Annotated in this window: 18 protein-coding genes; 10 read left to right on the top strand and 8 right to left on the bottom strand. The window is 66.0% G+C overall.

Annotated elements, in window-relative coordinates; genetic code table 11:
• Positions 1 to 3 precede the first annotated feature (3 nt).
• Genes FJV43_RS10475 through FJV43_RS10465 form a run of 3 tightly spaced genes read left to right on the top strand, consistent with a single transcriptional unit; the run spans position 4 to position 2,841 of the window.
• On the top strand, positions 4 to 1,269 hold the full coding sequence (locus FJV43_RS10475) for an FAD-binding oxidoreductase (RefSeq protein ID WP_239626769.1): 1,266 nt from the start codon (positions 4 to 6) through the stop codon (positions 1,267 to 1,269).
• Positions 1,270 to 1,278: 9 nt separating this feature from the next.
• Positions 1,279 to 2,022, top strand: coding sequence for an aspartate/glutamate racemase family protein (locus FJV43_RS10470; RefSeq protein ID WP_239626767.1), 744 nt, complete (start codon positions 1,279 to 1,281; stop codon positions 2,020 to 2,022).
• Between the two features lie 39 nt (positions 2,023 to 2,061).
• Positions 2,062 to 2,841: an SDR family oxidoreductase gene (locus FJV43_RS10465; protein WP_239626765.1), complete on the top strand. Its 780-nt coding sequence runs from the start codon at positions 2,062 to 2,064 to the stop codon at positions 2,839 to 2,841.
• A 123-nt stretch (positions 2,842 to 2,964) separates the two neighbouring features.
• Here FJV43_RS10465 and FJV43_RS10460 read toward each other — a convergent pair whose 3' ends face one another.
• From FJV43_RS10460 to FJV43_RS10450, 3 genes are read right to left on the bottom strand one after another with little or no spacing between them, the layout of a single operon-like run.
• Positions 2,965 to 3,759: an IclR family transcriptional regulator gene (locus FJV43_RS10460; protein ID WP_239626764.1), complete on the bottom strand. Its 795-nt coding sequence runs from the start codon at positions 3,757 to 3,759 to the stop codon at positions 2,965 to 2,967.
• Between the two features lie 19 nt (positions 3,760 to 3,778).
• Complete coding sequence (locus FJV43_RS10455; RefSeq protein WP_239626762.1) at positions 3,779 to 5,512, bottom strand: FAD-dependent oxidoreductase; 1,734 nt, start codon at positions 5,510 to 5,512, stop codon at positions 3,779 to 3,781.
• Positions 5,513 to 5,520: 8 nt separating this feature from the next.
• Positions 5,521 to 6,735 (bottom strand): ABC transporter substrate-binding protein, encoded by a 1,215-nt coding sequence (locus FJV43_RS10450; RefSeq protein WP_239629384.1) that lies wholly within the window; start codon positions 6,733 to 6,735, stop codon positions 5,521 to 5,523.
• 382 nt (positions 6,736 to 7,117) lie between these two features.
• On the opposite strand from FJV43_RS10450, the gene FJV43_RS10445 reads away from it, so the two are divergent.
• The 5 genes from FJV43_RS10445 (at position 7,118) to FJV43_RS10425 (ending at position 11,503) form a co-directional block, all read left to right on the top strand.
• On the top strand, positions 7,118 to 8,419 hold the full coding sequence (locus FJV43_RS10445) for an MFS transporter (RefSeq protein WP_239626760.1): 1,302 nt from the start codon (positions 7,118 to 7,120) through the stop codon (positions 8,417 to 8,419).
• Between the two features lie 366 nt (positions 8,420 to 8,785).
• Positions 8,786 to 9,247, top strand: a complete 462-nt coding sequence (locus FJV43_RS10440; RefSeq protein WP_239626759.1) for an Hsp20 family protein — start codon at positions 8,786 to 8,788, stop codon at positions 9,245 to 9,247.
• Between the two features lie 77 nt (positions 9,248 to 9,324).
• A complete protein-coding gene (locus FJV43_RS10435) occupies positions 9,325 to 9,816 on the top strand; it encodes an Hsp20/alpha crystallin family protein (RefSeq protein WP_239626757.1) in 492 nt (163 codons plus the stop codon).
• A gap of 86 nt (positions 9,817 to 9,902) precedes the next feature.
• On the top strand, positions 9,903 to 10,238 hold the full coding sequence (locus FJV43_RS10430; protein ID WP_239626755.1) for a hypothetical protein: 336 nt from the start codon (positions 9,903 to 9,905) through the stop codon (positions 10,236 to 10,238).
• A gap of 158 nt (positions 10,239 to 10,396) precedes the next feature.
• Complete coding sequence (locus tag FJV43_RS10425) at positions 10,397 to 11,503, top strand: trypsin-like peptidase domain-containing protein (RefSeq protein WP_239629383.1); 1,107 nt, start codon at positions 10,397 to 10,399, stop codon at positions 11,501 to 11,503.
• Between the two features lie 240 nt (positions 11,504 to 11,743).
• Here FJV43_RS10425 and FJV43_RS10420 read toward each other — a convergent pair whose 3' ends face one another.
• Positions 11,744 to 11,920 carry a hypothetical protein gene (locus FJV43_RS10420; RefSeq protein WP_162832035.1) on the bottom strand — a complete coding sequence of 59 codons (177 nt, stop codon included), beginning with the start codon at positions 11,918 to 11,920 and terminating at the stop codon, positions 11,744 to 11,746.
• Positions 11,917 to 12,135: a hypothetical protein gene (locus FJV43_RS10415; RefSeq protein ID WP_239629381.1), complete on the bottom strand. Its 219-nt coding sequence runs from the start codon at positions 12,133 to 12,135 to the stop codon at positions 11,917 to 11,919. Before FJV43_RS10415 ends, FJV43_RS10420 begins: the two co-directional genes overlap by 4 nt.
• 364 nt (positions 12,136 to 12,499) lie before the next feature.
• On the opposite strand from FJV43_RS10415, the gene FJV43_RS10410 reads away from it, so the two are divergent.
• Positions 12,500 to 12,883: a hypothetical protein gene (locus FJV43_RS10410; RefSeq protein WP_239626753.1), complete on the top strand. Its 384-nt coding sequence runs from the start codon at positions 12,500 to 12,502 to the stop codon at positions 12,881 to 12,883.
• A gap of 64 nt (positions 12,884 to 12,947) precedes the next feature.
• Here FJV43_RS10410 and FJV43_RS10405 read toward each other — a convergent pair whose 3' ends face one another.
• Positions 12,948 to 13,799: a CoA ester lyase gene (locus tag FJV43_RS10405; RefSeq protein ID WP_239626751.1), complete on the bottom strand. Its 852-nt coding sequence runs from the start codon at positions 13,797 to 13,799 to the stop codon at positions 12,948 to 12,950.
• On the bottom strand, positions 13,799 to 14,251 hold the full coding sequence (locus tag FJV43_RS10400; RefSeq protein WP_239626749.1) for a MaoC family dehydratase: 453 nt from the start codon (positions 14,249 to 14,251) through the stop codon (positions 13,799 to 13,801). Before FJV43_RS10400 ends, FJV43_RS10405 begins: the two co-directional genes overlap by 1 nt.
• Positions 14,252 to 14,478: 227 nt before the next feature.
• Here FJV43_RS10400 and FJV43_RS10395 point away from each other — a divergent pair, with 227 nt between their 5' ends.
• A complete protein-coding gene (locus tag FJV43_RS10395; RefSeq protein WP_061877093.1) occupies positions 14,479 to 15,645 on the top strand; it encodes an acyl-CoA dehydrogenase family protein in 1,167 nt (388 codons plus the stop codon).
• 33 nt (positions 15,646 to 15,678) lie between these two features.
• Here the strand turns inward: FJV43_RS10395 and FJV43_RS10390 are convergent, their stop codons facing one another.
• Positions 15,679 to 17,253: an AMP-binding protein gene (locus FJV43_RS10390; protein ID WP_239626747.1), complete on the bottom strand. Its 1,575-nt coding sequence runs from the start codon at positions 17,251 to 17,253 to the stop codon at positions 15,679 to 15,681.
• Between the last annotated feature and the right edge of the window lie 33 nt (positions 17,254 to 17,286).

The raw sequence follows: 17,286 nt of genomic DNA, 5'->3' as shown, positions 1-17,286 counted from the left end.
GCGATGTCGGCCGTCCGCCACGTCGCCATCATCGGTGCCGGCGCGATCGGCGTGATCAGCGCGATCGAGGCGCTGCGCGAGGGCCATCGCGTCACGCTGATCGACCCGGGCGAGCCCGGCGGCGAACAGGCGGCGAGCTATGGCAATGCCGGCTGGCTGTCGTCGCATTCGGTGATCCCGCCGGCCGAGCCGGGCATCTGGAAGAAGGTGCCGGGATATCTGATGGATCCGCTCGGGCCGCTCGCGATCCGCTGGTCCTATTTGCCAAAGGCGCTGCCCTGGCTGGTCAAGTACCTGCTCTCGGGCTGGACCGCCTCGCGCGTCGAGACGACGGCGTTCGCGTTGCGTGATCTCCTGAAGGATGCGCCGTTGCTGCACCGGAAGCTCGCGGAAGAGGCTGGCGTGCCTGAATTGATCGAGCGCAACGGCGTGATGCATGTCTTCCCCGCGCGCGGCAATTTCGACAATGACCTCGGCTGGCGCCTGCGCAGGAAGGTCGGCGTCCAATGGCTCGAGCTCAACGCGGACGAGATGCGGCAGCGCGAGCCGGACCTGCATCCGCGCTACACCTTTGGCGTGGTGGTGGAGGAGGCCGGACGGTGCCGCGATCCCGGTGCCTATGTCGCCGCGCTCGCCGCACATGCATTGGTGAGCGGTGCCAGGCTGGTGCGCGCCAAGGCGACGGGGCTCAAGCTTTCCGGCAACAAGCTCGTCGCCGTCATCACCGAGACCGGCGAGATTGCCTGCGATGCCGCGGTGATCGCCGCCGGCGCGCGATCCAGGCAGCTCACCGCGTCGGTCGGAGATCCCCTGCCGCTCGAGACCGAGCGTGGCTATCACGTCGTGATCGAGAATCCTGAGTCCGGTCCGCGTAGCTCGATGATGGCGTCCGACGCCAAGATGGTGGTGAACTGGACCAACAAGGGCCTGCGCGCCGCCGGCACGGTGGAGATTGCCGGTCTCGAAGCCGCGCCGAACTGGAAACGCGCCGAGATCCTGCGCAGCCACCTCCTCAGCATGTTCCCGAAACTGCCGAAGGACATCCCGGCCTCGCGCATCAAGACCTGGTTCGGCCATCGCCCGAGCATGCCGGACGGGCGTCCCTGTATCGGCTACGCGCGCGCCTCGCGCGACATCGTGTATGCCTTCGGCCACGGCCATGTCGGCCTGGTTGGCTCGGCCCGCACCGGCCGTCTTGTCGCCCAGCTTGTGAGCGGCAAGGCGCCGGAGATTCCACTCGCGCCATTCGCGCCCCATCGTTTCCTCTGAGAGCGCACCATGATCGTCTCAGCCAGTCCGTCCTCCCGCATCGCCCGTGGTGGCAAGGCCATCTATGGCGCGCCGCTCGGCATCCTGATGCTGGAGGCGCGCTTCCCCCGGATTCCCGGCGACATGGGCAACGGCACGACCTGGCCGTTCCCCGTGCTCTATCGTGTGGTGAGTGGGGCTTCGCCGGAGAAGGTGGTGCTGAATGGCGCAGCCGGCCTGCTGCCCGACTTCATCGACGCGGCCAAGGATCTGGTGCGGCTCGGGGCCGAAGCCATCACCACCAATTGCGGCTTCCTCTCGCTGTTCCAGAAGGAGATCGCGGCGGCCGTCGGCGTCCCCGTCGCGACCTCGTCGCTGATGCAGGTGCCCTGGGTGCAGGCGACGTTGCCGCCGGGCAAGCGCGTCGGTCTCGTCACGGTGTCGGGCTCGACCCTGACGCCGGCCCATCTCGAAGGCGCCGGCGTGCCGCTCGACACGCCGCTGGTCGGCACCGAGAACGGCAAGGAGTTCTTCCGCGTCCTGATCAAGGCCGAGAAGGACGACATGGACGTCGCGCAAGCGGAGCGCGACGTGGTCGAGGCCGGCAAGGCGCTCGTCGCCAGGAATCCGGATGTCGGCGCCATCGTGCTCGAATGCACCAACATGCCGCCTTATGCCGCAGCGCTTCAAGCCGAAGTCGGGCTGCCGGTCTACGACATCTATTCCATGATCACCTGGTTTTACGCCGGACTGCGCCCGCGCGTCTTTGCGTGAACGCGTCCGCGAGATCGTCACAAGTCCTGGAGCGAACCCATGAAACTATCCGGCAAGGTCGTGGCCATCACCGGCGCGGCGCGCGGCATCGGCAAGGCCTGCGCGAAGAGATTCCTGGACGATGGCGTCAAGGTCGTCATCTCCGATGTCGATGCCGAGAGCCTCGCCGGGACGGCTGCCGAGTTGGGGCGGCCGGATGCCTTGCGCACTGTGGTCGGCAATGTCGCCAAGCGTGCCGATGTTGATCAGCTCGTCGCGACCGCCGTGAAGGAGTTCGGCCGGCTCGACATCATGGTCAACAATGCCGGCGTCGCCCGCAACCGGGACATCCTCGACATCACCGAAGAGGAGTTCGACGAGATCATCGGCATCAACCTGAAAGGCGCGTTCTTCGGCGTGCAGGCGGCGGCGAGGCAAATGATCGCGCAAGGCGGTGGTGGCGTCATCATCAACATGTCCTCGGTGAATGCGCTGCTCGCGATCCCGGCGCTGGCGACCTACGCGATGTCCAAGGGCGGCATGAAGCAGCTCACCTCGGTCGCGGCGGTGGCGCTGGCGCCGCACAACATCCGCGTGGTTGCCGTCGGGCCGGGCACGATCCTGACCGACATGGTGGCCTCGTCCATCTACACCTCGGAGGATGCCCGCAAGACCGTGATGTCACGCACGCCGGCCGGCCGCGGCGGCGAGCCGAGCGAGGTCGCGTCGGTCGTGGCGTTCCTCGCCAGCGACGATGCGTCCTACATCACCGGGCAGACGATCTATCCCGATGGCGGCCGGCTGATCCTGAATTATACGGTGCCTGTGAAGGACAAGTAGGCCTCGCTGTATCTCAGTCGTCATGCCCGGGCTTGTCCCGGGCATCCACGGCTTTCGGCAATCACGGTGCTGCGTGGATGGCCGGGACAAGCCCGGCCATGACGGCAGGGAGGCCACGACGCCTCACTCCGCCGCAACATTGATCCCGTAACCCAGCCGCTTCGAAATGCCTCCCGCACAGTCGCGCAAGGCATGCGCGATCGGGCTGTCCCAGCGCGCGTCGAACGTGCCTTCCGGCCCCATCGCGGTGATGACCAGCGCGACATGGCCGGAATGGTCGAACACCGGCGCCGAGAATGCGTTGACCCCGGGCAGGGGATCGCCGAGCGCACGGGCAAGGCCGTGCTTGCGGACCTCGGCGAGTATCTCTGCGACTTTCGCGCCCTTCACGGCGCGCTTCGGGTTGTAGCCGACGCCGCGACGATCGAGCCCGCTTTCGAGCGCGGCAGCGATCGTCTTCTCCGGCAGGAACGCCGCAAAAGCGCGGCCCGTCGCGGTTTCCAGCAGTGCCATCACCGAACCGGCCCGCATCACGATGTGGACGGGCTGGGCCGGCTCTTCGAGCTGCACCACGGTTGGACCGTGCGTGCCCCAGACGGCGAGCGAGACTGCATGTCCGATCTGGTTCGCGAGCGCCGCGATCCTGGGACGCGCGATGCGCACGCCCGAGAGCCGGCGCAGGCTGATCAGGCCGAGCTCGAGCGCCAGCGCGCCGATCTCGTAGCGGCCGGTGGTTTCGTCCTGCTCGATCAGGCCGATGCGGGAGAAGCTCGCGAGATAGGGATGCGCCTTGGCCGGCGTCATGCCGGCTTCGCGTGCGAGATCGCGCAGCATCATCGGCTCGCCGCATCTTGCGAGCGCGCGGAGCAATTCTCCGCCGACCTCGATCGACTGGATGCCGCGGCTTTCTCTCTTCATGCGCCTCCTGGCGGGTGGCCTACGCTGCGTCGCGCTTGGCGGCGCTGTCGGCAAGATGCCGTCCGGCAATGTAGCCGAAGGTCAGCGCCGGCCCAAGCGTGATGCCGGCGCCTGGATAATTGCCGCCCATGATGCTCGCCATGTCGTTGCCGGCGGCATAAAGGCCGGGAATCACCCGGCCCTCGGCGTCGAGCGCCCGCGCGTTCTCGTCGGTGACGATGCCGGCATAGGTGCCGAGATCGCCGATCACCATCTTGATGGCGTAGAACGGTCCGTCCTCGATCGGCGCGACGCAGGGGTTCGGGCCGTGCAGTGCGTCGCCCTGGTAGCGGTTGTAGGCTTTCGAGCCCTTGCCGAAGGCGGCATCGTGACCGAGTGGGGCGGTCGCATTGAACTGCCTGACCGTTTCGGCGAACGCCTTGGCATCGATCCCGGCCTTCGCCGCCAGCGCCTCCAGCGTGTCGCCGCGCATGAGATAGCCGGACTTCAGGTGATGGCCCAGCGGCATCGGGAAGGGCGGCACGCAGCCGAGGCCGTATTTGCGCAACGTCTTGTGGTCGCAGACGAGGAGCGCGGCGATCTCCTCGCCCGGCTTGGCCGCCTTGACCATGGCCTGGACGAAGTCGTGATAGGAATTGCCTTCATTGGCAAAGCGCTTGCCGTCGCGCATCACCGCGATCACGCCGGGCTTGGCGCGGTCGATGAAATGCGGCATCACGCCCTTGGAGCCGTCCTTGCGAGTGGTCAGCGACACCGGCACCCAGGCTGCCGCGTTCGGCAGGCGGTCCTCGACATGCCCGCCGGCGGCTTCCGCCAGACGTAGTCCATCCCCGGTATTGCCGGTCGGCCCCGGCGAAAAATGCTCGTTGCCGGTCGGTGCATGCGGAAACATCCTCTTGCGCCGTTCCACATCATGCGGAAAGCCGCCGCAGGCGAGCACGACGCCCTGGCGTGCCCGGATGCGCACGTTGCGTCCTTCGCGCGAGACGATCGCGCCGGTGACGGCGCCATTCTCGACCGTCAGCTCGCGCACCGGCGAGGACAGCCACATCGGAATCTTCAGATCCAGCGCGGATTTTGCGAGGCGCCCCGCCAGCGCATTGCCGTTCGTGAGCGTCATGCCGCGGCCGTAGCGCAGCACGTCCATCAGATGCCGCGACAGGCGCTTGGCGACGTAGACCGCGGAGGTCAGCGACTTCGTCACCCGCATGAAATGGATGATCTCCTTGCCGGAGCCAAGCATCATGCCGAACACGGTCAGCTCGGGCAGCGGCATGCCCAGCGTCTTGATCTGATCACCGAGCTCGCGCCCGTCGAACGGCCGCGTCACCATGGAGCGGCCGCCCTGGGCGCCACCGGGGGCCTCCGCGTGATAATCCGGAAACACCAGCGGCATGTCGAAGCGCAACGCGGTCCTGGTCGTGAAGAAATCGACCGCCTCGGGGCCGGCGCTCAGGAAGGCATCGACGCGCGCGGCATCGTAGTTGTTGCCGGCTTCGTGGCGAAGATAGGTGCGGGCCTGTTCCGGCGTCTCCTCGATGCCGTAGGCTTTCGCCAGCGACGTCCCGGGAATCCAGAGCCAGCCGCCGGAGCGCGCGGTGGTGCCGCCGAAGCGCGGCTCCTTCTCGACGATCAGCACATCGAGGCCACGGGAGCGCGCGGTGATCGCGGCCGACATGCCGGAGCAGCCCGATCCGGCCACGAGCACATCGCACTCGTAAGTCTCAATGGCGCCATGCTCGTTGCCGGTCATGCCTCACCTCATTTCTTCAGGAGCGGACATTTGGATTCGGAGACGGGGCGGAAGGCGTCCTCGCCCTTCACGGTCTTGACGATATCCAGATAGTCCCACGGCTCCTTCGATTGCTCGGGCGTCTTCACCTTGGCGAGATACATGTCGCGGATGACGCGGCCGTCCTCGCGCAATTTGCCGCCGTGAACGAAGATATCCTCGATCGGCAGCTCGCGCATCCTGGCCATCACCTTGGCGGAATCGTCGGTGCCGGCGGCCTTGATGGCCTTCAGATAATGCAGAACCGCGCCGTAGACCCCGGTCTGGATCATGGTCGGCATCACCTTGGTGCGCTCGTAGAACTTCTTGGACCAGGCGCGCGTCGCCTCGTCCATGTTCCAGTAGGAAGCCGTGGTCATGTAGGTGCCCTGCGCAGCCTTCAGGCCGATCGCGTGCACGTCGGTGTCGAACATCAGGAGGCCGACCAGCTTCTGGCCGCCCTGGACCAGGCCGAACTCGCCGGACTGCTTGATGGCGTTGTCGGTGTCCTGGCCGGCATTGGCGAAGGCGACCACGTCGGATTTCGAGCTCTGCGCCTGGAGCGCGAAGGAGGAGAAGTCGGCGGTGTTGGTCGGATGCTTCACGCCGCCGAGCACCTTGCCGCCCATCTCGTTGATGAAGCGGGTTGCGTCCTTCTCGAGCTGCTGGCCGAAGGCGTAGTCGGCGGTGATGAAGTACCAGGACTTGCCGCCTTCCTTGATGACGGCCGAGGCCGTCACCTTCGACAGCGCGTAGGTGTCATAAGTGAAGTGCACGGTGTTCGGGCTGCACAGCTCGTCCGTCAGCGAGCTCGCGCCGGGACCGGACAGCAGCGCGATCTTGCCCCGCTCGCGCACCATGTTGTGCACGGCGATCGCGATGCCGGAATTGGGGATGTCGACGACGGCGTCGACCTTGCCGTTGTCGAACCAGCCGCGCACGATCTGCACGCCGACGTCGGTCTTCATCTGATGGTCGGCGCCGATAATCTCGATCGGCTTGCCGAGCACGGTCGGCCCGAACTCCTCCACCGCCATCTTCGCCGCTTCCACCGAGCCCGGCCCGCTATTGTCGCGGCCCCAGCTGGACAGATCCGTCAGCACGCCAATCCGCACCACGTCGTCGGAGACTTGTGCGGTGGCCGCTGTGGTCATGGCGGCCGAAGTCATCGCCGCGAGCATGGCGCAGGCCAGAAGCCCTCTCATCATCGTTCCCTCACTTGATCGGCCGCCTGGCGCGGCAGGTTGTTCTGGAGGTAAATTAGATAATAGCGAATAAGTTTGTCAATGGCGAATAAATGCGGGGTGGGGTTCCACGATCGCCCGGCGATGCAATTGCCTCACCACCATCATCGCGAGCGGCTTGTCCGCCGAAGCTCGAAGAGCGAAAGCGGAAACGGAAGCGAGGCAATCCAGATCTTCCCGCGGAGGCATTCTGGATTGATTCGTCGCAAGGGCTCCCCGCAATGACTGATGTGGCAGTCGTGCGCCAAAATCTCGCGCCGTATCGTGCGAGAGCCGGCGCTTCCGCAGGTTGCAACGGCCGCTGCGATTGGCCATGATGCCCAACGGAATCTCTGGGCAGGGCATGACGGCAGCAGTAGGGGCCTCCGCTTCGGCGGAGAGATCGACGACGGCGCACGTAGTGTGGGCGAGCGCGCTCGGCACCGCCATCGAGTGGTACGATTTCCTGATCTATGGCACGGCGGCAGCGCTGGTCTTCAACAAGCTGTTCTTTCCGAGCTTCGATCCCTTCGTCGGCACGCTGGCGGCGTTCTCGACCTATGCGGTCGGCTTCGTGGCGCGGCCGATCGGCGGCGCCATCATCGGGCACTACGGAGACCGGCTCGGCCGCAAGACCATGCTGGTCGCGACCATGATCGCGATGGGACTCGGCACCTTCCTGATCGGCTGCCTGCCGACCTACAGCCAGATCGGCCTCTGGGCCCCGGTCCTGCTCGTGATCTTCCGTTTCGTTCAGGGCATCGGGCTCGGGGGCGAGTGGAGCGGCGCGGTGGTGATGGTGATCGAGCACGCCGGCAATCGCCGCGGCTTCTACGGCAGCCTGGTGCAGATCGGCTTTCCCGTCGGGGTCGCCGCCTCCACGGGCATCTTCGCTCTGATGACGAAGCTGCCCGAGGCGGACTTCCTCAGCTGGGGCTGGCGCGTGCCGTTCCTGATCAGCATTCTGCTCGTCGGCGTCGGCTTCATCGTGCGTCTCAAGCTCGCGGAGACGCCTCACTTCAAGGAGATCGTCGAACGCAAGGAGGTGCTGGCGCAGCCGGCCCTCGAGGTGCTGCGCCGCGACTGGCGCAGCTTCCTGCTGGCGATCGGCATCACGGTATCGGAGGTCGGGCTCGCTTATCTCCTGACCGTCTTCACCGTGGTTTATGCCACGACAAGGCTCGGCCTGCCGCGGCAGGTGATCCTGGATGCGGTGGTCTATGCCGCCATCGTCGAGTTCGCGACGCTGCCGCTGGCCGGCTGGCTCTCCGACATCTTCGGCCGCAAGGCGCTGTATCTGGCCGGCGGCGTCTTCTCGGTGGCGCTGGCCTTTCCGCTGTTCTGGTTCCTGGACACCAGGGAGCCGGCGCTGATCACGCTCGCGCTCGTTGTCACGATGACGCTGACCCATGCGCTGTTGTTCGGCCCCAAGGCCGCGTTCATGCCGGAGCTGTTCCGCACCCAGGTGCGCTACAGCGGTGCCTCGCTCGGCGCCAACGTCGCGGCAGCGCTGAGCGGCGGCTTCTCGCCGCTGATCGCGGCTGGGCTGCTGGCATGGGCCGGCTCGTACTGGGCGGTGTCCGTCTACATCATCGCGCTGTCGATCGTCACGATCATCGCCACGCTGCTGGCGCCGGAGACGGCGCGGGACGCGCTGAGATCCTGACCATCAACGCCCGATCCCGGGGGCAGGGCTATGAGTGGCGTCGGTGCCCGCTGAAACTGCTGCCGCGCACTCCGTCCTCATCGTGAGGGCCCGCCAACGGCGGGCGTCTCGGAGGATGTCCGCAGGGAAAGCGCTCAAATGCGATAGCCCTGCCCCGGTCTGAACAGCCCCGGGGGGCCTCGGATTTTTTTTCGGCCGGGCCCTTGAAATCGATTTCCGATTTTCTAAGTCGTTTTTCGCCGCGAGAGCGGTGTGCCGGATGCCAGAATCGGGTCCGGCACGGGCGCCGGGCTGGTCTTTTCAGACCCGTCTGAATCCCCGCCTTGCGCTCCTTCGTATCCATCTTGCTCTCAGGAGGACTTGGTTATGAGGACCAGTTTTGATTTCGCGCCCCTGTGGCGCTCCACCATCGGCTTCGATCACCTGGCCGACCTCGTCGACAGCACGCTGCGCCAGGCGACCGAGGACAACTATCCCCCCTACAACATCGAGCGTTCCGGCGAAGACCATTACCGGATCAGCCTTGCGGTGGCAGGCTTCGGCGCCAGCGACATCACCGTGACGGCCGAGCAGAACGCGCTCACCATCGAGGGCAAGAAGCCCGAGACCGCCGCGCGCGAATACCTGTACCAGGGCATCGCCGCGCGACCGTTCCGGCGCGTGTTCAATCTCGCCGACTACGTCCAGGTGAAGCAGGCCTCGTTCCAGGACGGGCTCCTGATCATCGACCTCGTCCGCGAGGTTCCGGAAGCCATGAAGCCGCGCCGGATCGCGATCACGAACGGCGCTCCTGCGGCATCGCAGATCGAGCAGAAGAAAGCAGCCTAAAGCGCTCGATCGATTGAATGGCGGAACGCGGCGCGCGGATGCGCGGGCCGCGCTCCCGATGCATGAAGGAGAGAACCATGGCTTTTCGTGATCTCATTCCCTGGTCGAGAAACCAGGAGCTGGCGCCCGCGCGCGACAATTTCGATCCGTTCCTGACGCTTCACCGCGAGATGAACCGTCTGTTCGACGACGTCTTCCGTGGCTTCGGCGGGACCGGCCTGTCGCCGCTGATGGAAGGCCGGTTCGGCTGGCCGAAGGTCGAGCTCAGCGAGACCGACAAGACGCTGACGGTCTCGGCCGAGCTACCCGGCCTCACCGAGAAGGACGTGCAGGTCGAGATCGCCAATGGCGTCCTGACCGTCCGCGGCGAGAAGAAGGCAGAGCGCAACGGCGAAGGCAGGTACTTCACCGAGCGCTATTACGGCGCCTTCGAGCGGCAGATCCCGCTGGAGGGCGTCGAGGAGGACAAGGCCGAGGCGTCGTTCAGGAACGGCGTCCTGACCGTGTCGCTGCCGAAATCGGAGAAGGCGCGCGAAGGCGTCAAGCGCATCGCGATCAACACGCATTGATGTCAAGCGGGACGGCGACGGTTGGCGCCGCCGTCCCGTCGTCGACAAAACCGTCCCCCGGAAAGGAGCATGAGGGAGACACACCGATGACCAACGCGAATACCAATCCCGGCACTCTCAATCCGCTGTTTCATCCTGCGGCCCACTACGAGTCGCCCGCCGACGTTCTGAACGCGCCGGAGCTGTCTTCGCCGGAGAAGCGCATCATCCTGTCGTCCTGGGCATCCGACATGTACGCGGTCGAATCCTGTCCCGCCTTGCGCGAGATTCCCGGCATGAGCCACACGGTCCGGCTCGCCGACATTCTGGCCGCCTTGCGCAAGCTCGACGGCGACAATGACAATGACGATCCGCCGCGGGGCGGCGGCGTGCCGATGCGGCTGCGGCGGCCATGGGCCGCCGCAGAAGAGCGGGCTGCATGATGTTCACGCCCGCCGTTCTCGGGCTCGTGCTGCTCGGCCAATCCGCGGCCGCCTGGGCCGTTCCGTTTCTGGCCCTTCAGGGCTGGATCGTCGCCTCACGCGACGAAGGCTGACGAAGGTCTCGAACATCCACACAACACAAGCGGCAGGTGACGATGATGAATGCTGTGCGTCTGCTCTCGCTGGCCCTGCTGGTGCTGACGCTCACGGCGTCGCAGCCTGCCGCCGGCCAGATTCCGGATCTGAAGACCGGCGGCTCGGTGCCGACCCTGGCGCCGCTGGTGCGCCAGGTGACGCCCGCCGTGGTCAACATTTCCGTGCACGGCCGCGTGCGCGAGGACAACCCGCTCTATCGCGACCCGCTCTTCCGCGAATTCTTCGACGTTCCCAGGCAGATCGAGAAGGAGGTCAATGCGACCGGCTCCGGGGTCATCGTCGACGCCCAGCGCGGCTATGTGCTGACCAACAATCACGTGGTCGAAGGCACCGCCGCCGTTCAGATCACGACCAAGGACGGCCGCCAGTTTTCCGCCAGGGTCATCGGCCGTGATCCGCCGACGGATGTCGCGGTGCTCCAGGTCCAGAACCCGGCCGGGCTCAAAGCGCTTCCCTTCGGCGACAGCGACGGGCTCGAGGTCGGTGATTTCGTGCTTGCGATCGGCAATCCCTTCGGCCTCGGCCAGACCGTGACGTCAGGGCTCGTCAGCGCGCTGGGCCGCACCGGCCTCGGCAAGCAGGGCTATGAGGATTTCATCCAGACCGATGCGGCGATCAATCCCGGCAATTCCGGCGGGGCGCTGGTCAGCCTGCGCGGCGAGCTCGTCGGCATCAACTCTGCGATCATCTCGCCGGCGGGCGGCAATGTCGGCATCGGCTTTGCCATTCCGGTCAACATGGCGCGCAAGGTGATGGAGCAGATCATCGCCAACGGCCGCGTCGAGCGCGGCCGTATCGGCGTTTCGCTGAAGGACCTGCATCCCTCGATCAACAAGGGATTGAATCAAGGTGCCGTCATCGCCGAGATCGCTGCGGATTCGCCCGCAGAGAAGGCCGGCTTGCGCAAGGGCGATATCGTGACCGGAGCCGACGACCGCCCGATACGCACCGCCGCCCAGCTCCGCAACACGATCGGCCTTGCGCGCATCGGCGAGGACGTGAAGCTCACTCTGCTGCGCAAGGGTGCGCCGCTCACCGCTACCGTGAGAGTGGCGCCGGCGACTGAGCCCAGCAGCGCGCTCGCAGGCCCCAATCGCCTCGTTCGCTGAAACGAATGCGGGGACGAACCGCGCAAGCAGGTCGTCCCCTGCGATGGCAGGGCTATCGCATATGAGATGTCGCTATGGGCACCGGCTGTCTCCACAGCGTCATGGCCGGGCTTGTCCCGGCCATCCACGCCTTTCCACGCGGCACAAGAACGTGGATGCCCGGGACAAGCCCGGGCATGACGACCTCTGCAAAATTCAAATGCGATTGCCCTGGGGTGACGGGGCGTGTGATCTCCCAGCTCAGGCGGCGCGGTGATCCAGCCCGCCTTGCAGGTCCCGGATCAGCCGCCGCTCGCGTTCGATGCGTTGGCGATAGAGCTCGCGCTCGTGCTCGGTCTTGGCGCTTGCAAGAAGCAGCTCGTAATGGCCGATGACCTTCTCGCTGCCTCGAATGAGCAGGTCTCGCTGGCTGTTCATTGCGCCATCCCCGTCGCACTGGCCGGCGCTCCGGAGGTGCGGAAGCTGACAGGGAAGGTCGCCGCGGTCAGGCCATCGAGCGCCGATTGCTCTTCCGCGAGGCGTCTCTCGACGAACTGGCGCTCCAGCTGCGACAGCCTGGTATTCAGCAGACGCCGGTAGCGGTGGATGTTGTTGCGGTGCGCACGAATGCGGGCCAGATTCTCATCGAGCATCATCGTCTCTCCAGACGGTCTTCAGGTCCTTTGATTGTCGAGGGGCGAGAAGTTCTTCTCGGCGAAAAAATAAGCAACTGAAGATCGGTGTCAAGACGTGCGAAGCCGGTGCCGCTGTCGTCCTCGCGATCTCGAGAAAGACATGGCGGCAGAAGCGCTCGGAGATTGAACTTCGACCACGCCGCGTGCTCGGCCCGATCCACTCGGCCAGGAAGCCGCGTGCGCTCCGCACGTTTGGCGCTGATGGTCCGGTCTGACGCGGGTTGCCCGAGTTCCATTTGGCCATTGCCTCTTGTTGGCCGGCAAGCGAACCTCGTGCGGCCATATTTCGGCAGGAGTGATTTCCCGAGAGGGAGGCGCTCCGATGACCAAAGCTCTGATCACCGCTGCTGCAATACTGGCGTGCGTGCCGGCGAGCGCGATTGCGCAGGAGCGCGCGGGCGATGCGGCGCTCGGCGCGGTGTCGGGCGCGGTCGTGCTGGGCCCGGTCGGAGCGGTCGCCGGAGCCTTGATCGGCTACACTGCCGGACCTTCGATCGCCCGCTCCTGGGGCCTGAGAGGTTCGCGGCCGGCAACACACCGGCAGCCGCCTCGCCGCGCGGCCGCGATCCGCGCCGCACCGCGCACGCGAGAGGCGATGGCTGCCAACGGCCAGATGCGAGCTGCCGGCAATCCGGCCCCACCGGTTCAAGCCGCGCCTGCGGCGCCGGCCCCAACCTCGGCGCCGCCCGTTCAGGGATTCGACTGAAGCCGGGACTTCAAGTCGAAGCTTCGGGCGCAGCCGATCGAGCTGGCGGGGCTTGCGTCCTGGCCTAGGATTGGCCCAGGATCTTCCTCGCGGCGCGAAGGTGCGGCTTGTCGATCATCTGGCCATCGAGCCGCAGCGTGCCGGAATCGGGATTGCTCGCGAACGCCGCGATCACCTTCTCTGCCCATTTGCGCTCCGTGTCGGTCGGCTCGAAGGCCGCGTTGACGATGTCGACGTGCTTGGGATGGATCAGCGCCTTGGCCGAAAAGCCGTCGCGCCGCGCCGCGCGCGTCTCGGCTTCGAGGCCCGCGAGGTTGTCGATGTCGGTGTAGACCGTGTCGATCGGCGCGACCTCGGCCGCCGCCGCGGCCATCAGGCAGAGATCGCGCGCGAGGCGATAGGGGCTGTGGAAGACGCCGCCGCTCGCTTTCTCGGTCGCGCCGAGCGAGGCGGAGAGATCCTCGGCGCCCCACATCAGGCCGGCAAGGCGAGGGGAGCAGCCCTTGTAGCTGCCGAGCCCGAAGATCGAGCCGGCGGTCTCCGTCGCGACGCAGACGATACGAGTCGTGCCGATCTCGATGCCGGCTGCTGCTTCCAGGGCTTCGAGCCAGGTCGCGACCTGCCGCACGTCGTCGCCACCTTGCGATTTCGGCAGCACGATGCCGTCGGGCCTGCCCGGCATCACCGCGGCGAGATCGGCCAGCGTCATGCCGGTGTCGAGCGCGTTGACCCGGACGTAGAGCTGATGTGGCTTGCTGCGACCCTTCAGCGTCGCAAGCGTCAGCCCGCGCGCCTCCGCTTTCTTCTCGGTGACGACGGAGTCCTCGAGATCGATGATCAGCGCGTCGGCCTTGCCTTCGCTCGCCTTCTCGAATTTGCGCGGGGAATCGCCCGGCACGAACAGCATCGAACGCATCAGACCGGCCTCTTGTGCATCATCGCCATGCGGCGGCATTTGCCGACGATCTCGTCGTTCTGGTTCAAGGCCTGGTGCTCGAACTCGACGATGCCGGCCGTGGGCCGCGATTTGGAGTCCCGCACCGAGAGCACCTTTGTCGTGGCCCGCAACGTGTCGCCATGGAAGACCGGCTTTGGAAAGGTGACGTCGGTCATGCCGAGATTGGCGACGGTGGTCCCCATGGTCGTATCATAGACCGTCATGCCGATCATGATGCCGAGGGTGTAAAGGCTGTTGAAAATGCGCTGGCCGAACTCGGTCTTCTCGGCGAAATGCGCGTCGATGTGGAGCGGCTGCGGGTTGAGCGTCAGCAGGCTGAACATGGTGTTGTCCATCTCCGTGACGGTCCGGGTCAAAGGATGCCTGAACTCCTGGCCCACGGAAAAGTCTTCGAAATAAAGTCCTGCCATCGCGGTTTCCTCCCTGCGAAATTACGGCGCACGCATACCTTCGCGCCGCATGACCCCATGCATGGTAGACACAGTTGATCGCCAATTTCACGTATCTGTACCCGGTTTTTCGAGCTAAAGAACGCAGGCGAGGCGTCAGGGCGCAGCAAGCGGCCACGGCCTTTGCGTGGGGAACGCGAAAGAAGGGAGATGGCGCGGTCGCGGCTCCCAAGAAGGAGACCAACGACATGGATTTCGCGCTCACCGATCAGCAGGAAGCCATTCGCGACGCCGTCGCCAAGATATGCGAGGGCTTTCCCGACGCATACTGGCTGAAGAAGGATCACGACGGCGGCTTCCCGCACGACTTCCACAAGGCGCTGGCGGACGCCGGCTGGCTCGGTATCTGCGTGCCGGAAGAATATGGCGGCTCCGGGCTCGGCATCACCGAAGCCGCGGTCATGATGCGCACCATCGCGGAGTCGGGTGCCGGCATGTCCGGCGCCTCCGCGGTGCACATTAACGTGTTCGGCCTCAATCCCGTCGTCGTGTTCGGCACCGAGGAGCAGCGCAGGCGCATGCTGCCGCCGATGGTCGAGGGCCGCGAGAAGGCCTGCTTTGCCGTGACCGAGCCCAACACCGGTCTCAACACCACGCAGCTCAAGACCCGTGCGGTCGCCAAGAACGACCGCTACATCGTCAACGGCCAGAAGGTGTGGATCTCGACCGCGCAGGTCGCGCACAAGATCCTGCTGCTGGCGCGCACCACGCCGCTGGAAGAGGTGCGCTCGCCCACCCATGGCCTCAGCCTGTTCTATACCGATTTCGACCGCAACAGGATCAAGGTCCACGAGATCGAGAAGATGGGCCGCAAGATCGTCGACTCCAACGAGCTGTTCTTCGAGGACTTTGAAATTCCGATGGAGGATCGGATCGGCGAAGAGGGCAAGGGCTTCGAGTACATCCTCGAAGGCATGAACCCCGAGCGCATCCTGATTGCCGCGGAGGCGGTCGGCCTCGGCAAGCTCGCGCTGTCGCGCGCCACCGAATACGCCAAGACCCGCGTCGTGTTCAATCGCCCGATCGGCAAGAACCAGGGCATCCAGCATCCGCTCGCAGTGAACTGGGTCGAGCTCGAGGCCGCCTGGCTGATGGTGATGTCGGCGGCCTGGCAGTACGACAAGGGCATGCCGTGCGGTGCTGCGGCCAATGCCGCGAAATATCTCGCCGGCGAAGCGGGCTTCTCGGCCTGCGAGCAGGCGGTGATGACCCATGGCGGCTTCGGCTATGCCAAGGAATTCCACGTCGAGCGCTACCTGCGCGAAGTGCTGATCCCGCGCATTGCGCCGGTCAGCCCGCAGCTCGCGCTCAGCTTCATCGCGGAAAAGGTGCTCGGGCTCGCGAAGTCGTACTGAGCGAGTTTTGTTGGCGCAAACCAGAGAGGCGGCCTATTCGGCAGCGATCCGCTCCATCGCCATGGCACGGAGCCTGGCGCGCTGGATCTTGACGCCGTTGGCGCTGTCGGTGACGGGGAAAGCGTCCACGACATAGATCCGCGCCGGCATCTTGTAGCCGGCGAGCCGCTCGCGCAGGCGTGCCGCGAGCGCATCCTGCTGCGGCGGCTCCCCTGCCGGAATCACGAAGGCGACGCAGCGCGCCTGGCCCTTCAGATCAACTGCAACCACCTGGGCGTCGGCCACGCCGGTGCACGATTTGAGCTCGTCCTCGATCTCGCCCGGCCCGACCAGGAAGCCGCCGAGCCGCATCGCATCGCCGGCGCGCGTCTCGTAGACGAAGGAGCCATCGCCGCGCAGCCGGCCGATGTCGCCGGTGCGGAAGAACCCGCCGGCGGTGATCGCCTCGCGCGTCGCCTCGGGATTGTTGAAATAGCCGAGGAAGCGTGATGGTGCGCTGATCTCGATCTCCCCGGAGACGCCCTGAGCCGCAAGCTCGCCGGTCTCGAGGTCGCGGATGCGGACTTTCGCATTGGGCGACATTGGCCAGCCGCCGCCCTCGATGCGGTCGGCGAAGGCATCACCGGCGCGGGCGATCGAGAACAGCGCCTGCACCTCGCTCGAGCCGTAGAGGCCGAACAACGGCATGCCGCGCGTCTCGGCCTCCGCTGCAAGCTCGCGCCAACCGGGTTGGAACGCGGCGAAGCCGCAGACCTCGAGATTTGGAAATGGGCGTGGCGCATCGGTGAGGGCGAGGATGCGGCGGAACATCTCGTCCGAGCCGAAGGAGTGCGTAATTCCGTGCTCGCCAAGGATCTTCAGGGCCGGCGCGGCCTCGAAGGCGTCGAGTACATGGATGGTGGCGCCGGCTGCGATGAAACCGAGCAGGCTGGTCATGCCGAAGGTGCCGCAGAACGGCAGCATGGCCAGCAGCGAGTGACGCTGGTGATCGAGCCGGAGCGCGTGGGCGACGGAGGCGGCGTGCGTCGCCAGCGTCCGCTGCGAATGTCCGACGAGCTTCGGCCCCTTGGTCGTCCCTGATGTCGTGTAGAGCAGCACCGGCAGGTCGACGTCGCCTTGAGCAGGCGGAGCCGGCGGATAGGACTTGTCGAAGGCATCGAACCGCACGCAGGGCCAGTGTGCCGGGATCGCATCCGCGCCGACCACGGCGAGATTTTGCAGCGCGGGCACCTCGGCCTCGGCGATATCGGCGAGGATGGCGGCAAAGTCGATCGAGCGGAATGCGGCCTCGACCACCATCAGCCTGGCAGCGGACACCTTGAGCAGGTGCGCGACTTCCGCGCTGCGGTAGCGCGTGTTGACGGCGGCGACGACCGCGCCGAGCCGTGCGGCGGCGAACAACAATGCCAGCCACTCGATCCGGTTGACCAGCCAGACCGCGACGACGTCGCCCCTGCCGATGCCCTGGCCCGCAAGCCAGGCGGCGGTCTGATCGACCTTCGTCGAGAATTCCGCGCGAGAGACTGGTCTGCCGTCGAATACCAGGGCGGGATCGGCGGCGGTTTCGATACGGATCAGCGATTGCAGTGAAAAATCGTTGGCGCTCATGGCAATCGGAGTAACCCGATCGCGCCAAGCTGT

This window comes from Bradyrhizobium sp. I71 (assembly GCF_022354745.1).
GTDB classification, from domain to species: domain Bacteria; phylum Pseudomonadota; class Alphaproteobacteria; order Rhizobiales; family Xanthobacteraceae; genus Bradyrhizobium; species Bradyrhizobium liaoningense.
Note: the sequence above shows the minus strand (reverse complement) of the source record. Positions and strands in the feature narration are given on the sequence as shown.

What these genes read in the sequence shown, in the direction of transcription:
- FJV43_RS10415 (WP_239629381.1), bottom strand. Translation starts at nt 12,135, where the DNA reads ATGCTCGATGAGAATCTGGCCCGCATTCGTGCGCACCGCAACAACATC.
- FJV43_RS10450 (WP_239629384.1), bottom strand. Translation starts at nt 6,735, where the DNA reads ATGAGAGGGCTTCTGGCCTGCGCCATGCTCGCGGCGATGACTTCGGCC.
- FJV43_RS10445 (WP_239626760.1), top strand. Translation starts at nt 7,118, where the DNA reads ATGACGGCAGCAGTAGGGGCCTCCGCTTCGGCGGAGAGATCGACGACG.
- FJV43_RS10440 (WP_239626759.1), top strand. Translation starts at nt 8,786, where the DNA reads ATGAGGACCAGTTTTGATTTCGCGCCCCTGTGGCGCTCCACCATCGGC.
- FJV43_RS10395 (WP_061877093.1), top strand. Translation starts at nt 14,479, where the DNA reads ATGGATTTCGCGCTCACCGATCAGCAGGAAGCCATTCGCGACGCCGTC.
- FJV43_RS10435 (WP_239626757.1), top strand. Translation starts at nt 9,325, where the DNA reads ATGGCTTTTCGTGATCTCATTCCCTGGTCGAGAAACCAGGAGCTGGCG.
- FJV43_RS10430 (WP_239626755.1), top strand. Translation starts at nt 9,903, where the DNA reads ATGACCAACGCGAATACCAATCCCGGCACTCTCAATCCGCTGTTTCAT.
- FJV43_RS10475 (WP_239626769.1), top strand. Translation starts at nt 4, where the DNA reads ATGTCGGCCGTCCGCCACGTCGCCATCATCGGTGCCGGCGCGATCGGC.
- FJV43_RS10400 (WP_239626749.1), bottom strand. Translation starts at nt 14,251, where the DNA reads ATGGCAGGACTTTATTTCGAAGACTTTTCCGTGGGCCAGGAGTTCAGG.
- FJV43_RS10470 (WP_239626767.1), top strand. Translation starts at nt 1,279, where the DNA reads ATGATCGTCTCAGCCAGTCCGTCCTCCCGCATCGCCCGTGGTGGCAAG.
- FJV43_RS10455 (WP_239626762.1), bottom strand. Translation starts at nt 5,512, where the DNA reads ATGACCGGCAACGAGCATGGCGCCATTGAGACTTACGAGTGCGATGTG.
- FJV43_RS10465 (WP_239626765.1), top strand. Translation starts at nt 2,062, where the DNA reads ATGAAACTATCCGGCAAGGTCGTGGCCATCACCGGCGCGGCGCGCGGC.
- FJV43_RS10420 (WP_162832035.1), bottom strand. Translation starts at nt 11,920, where the DNA reads ATGAACAGCCAGCGAGACCTGCTCATTCGAGGCAGCGAGAAGGTCATC.
- FJV43_RS10390 (WP_239626747.1), bottom strand. Translation starts at nt 17,253, where the DNA reads ATGAGCGCCAACGATTTTTCACTGCAATCGCTGATCCGTATCGAAACC.
- FJV43_RS10405 (WP_239626751.1), bottom strand. Translation starts at nt 13,799, where the DNA reads ATGCGTTCGATGCTGTTCGTGCCGGGCGATTCCCCGCGCAAATTCGAG.
- FJV43_RS10425 (WP_239629383.1), top strand. Translation starts at nt 10,397, where the DNA reads ATGAATGCTGTGCGTCTGCTCTCGCTGGCCCTGCTGGTGCTGACGCTC.
- FJV43_RS10410 (WP_239626753.1), top strand. Translation starts at nt 12,500, where the DNA reads ATGACCAAAGCTCTGATCACCGCTGCTGCAATACTGGCGTGCGTGCCG.
- FJV43_RS10460 (WP_239626764.1), bottom strand. Translation starts at nt 3,759, where the DNA reads ATGAAGAGAGAAAGCCGCGGCATCCAGTCGATCGAGGTCGGCGGAGAA.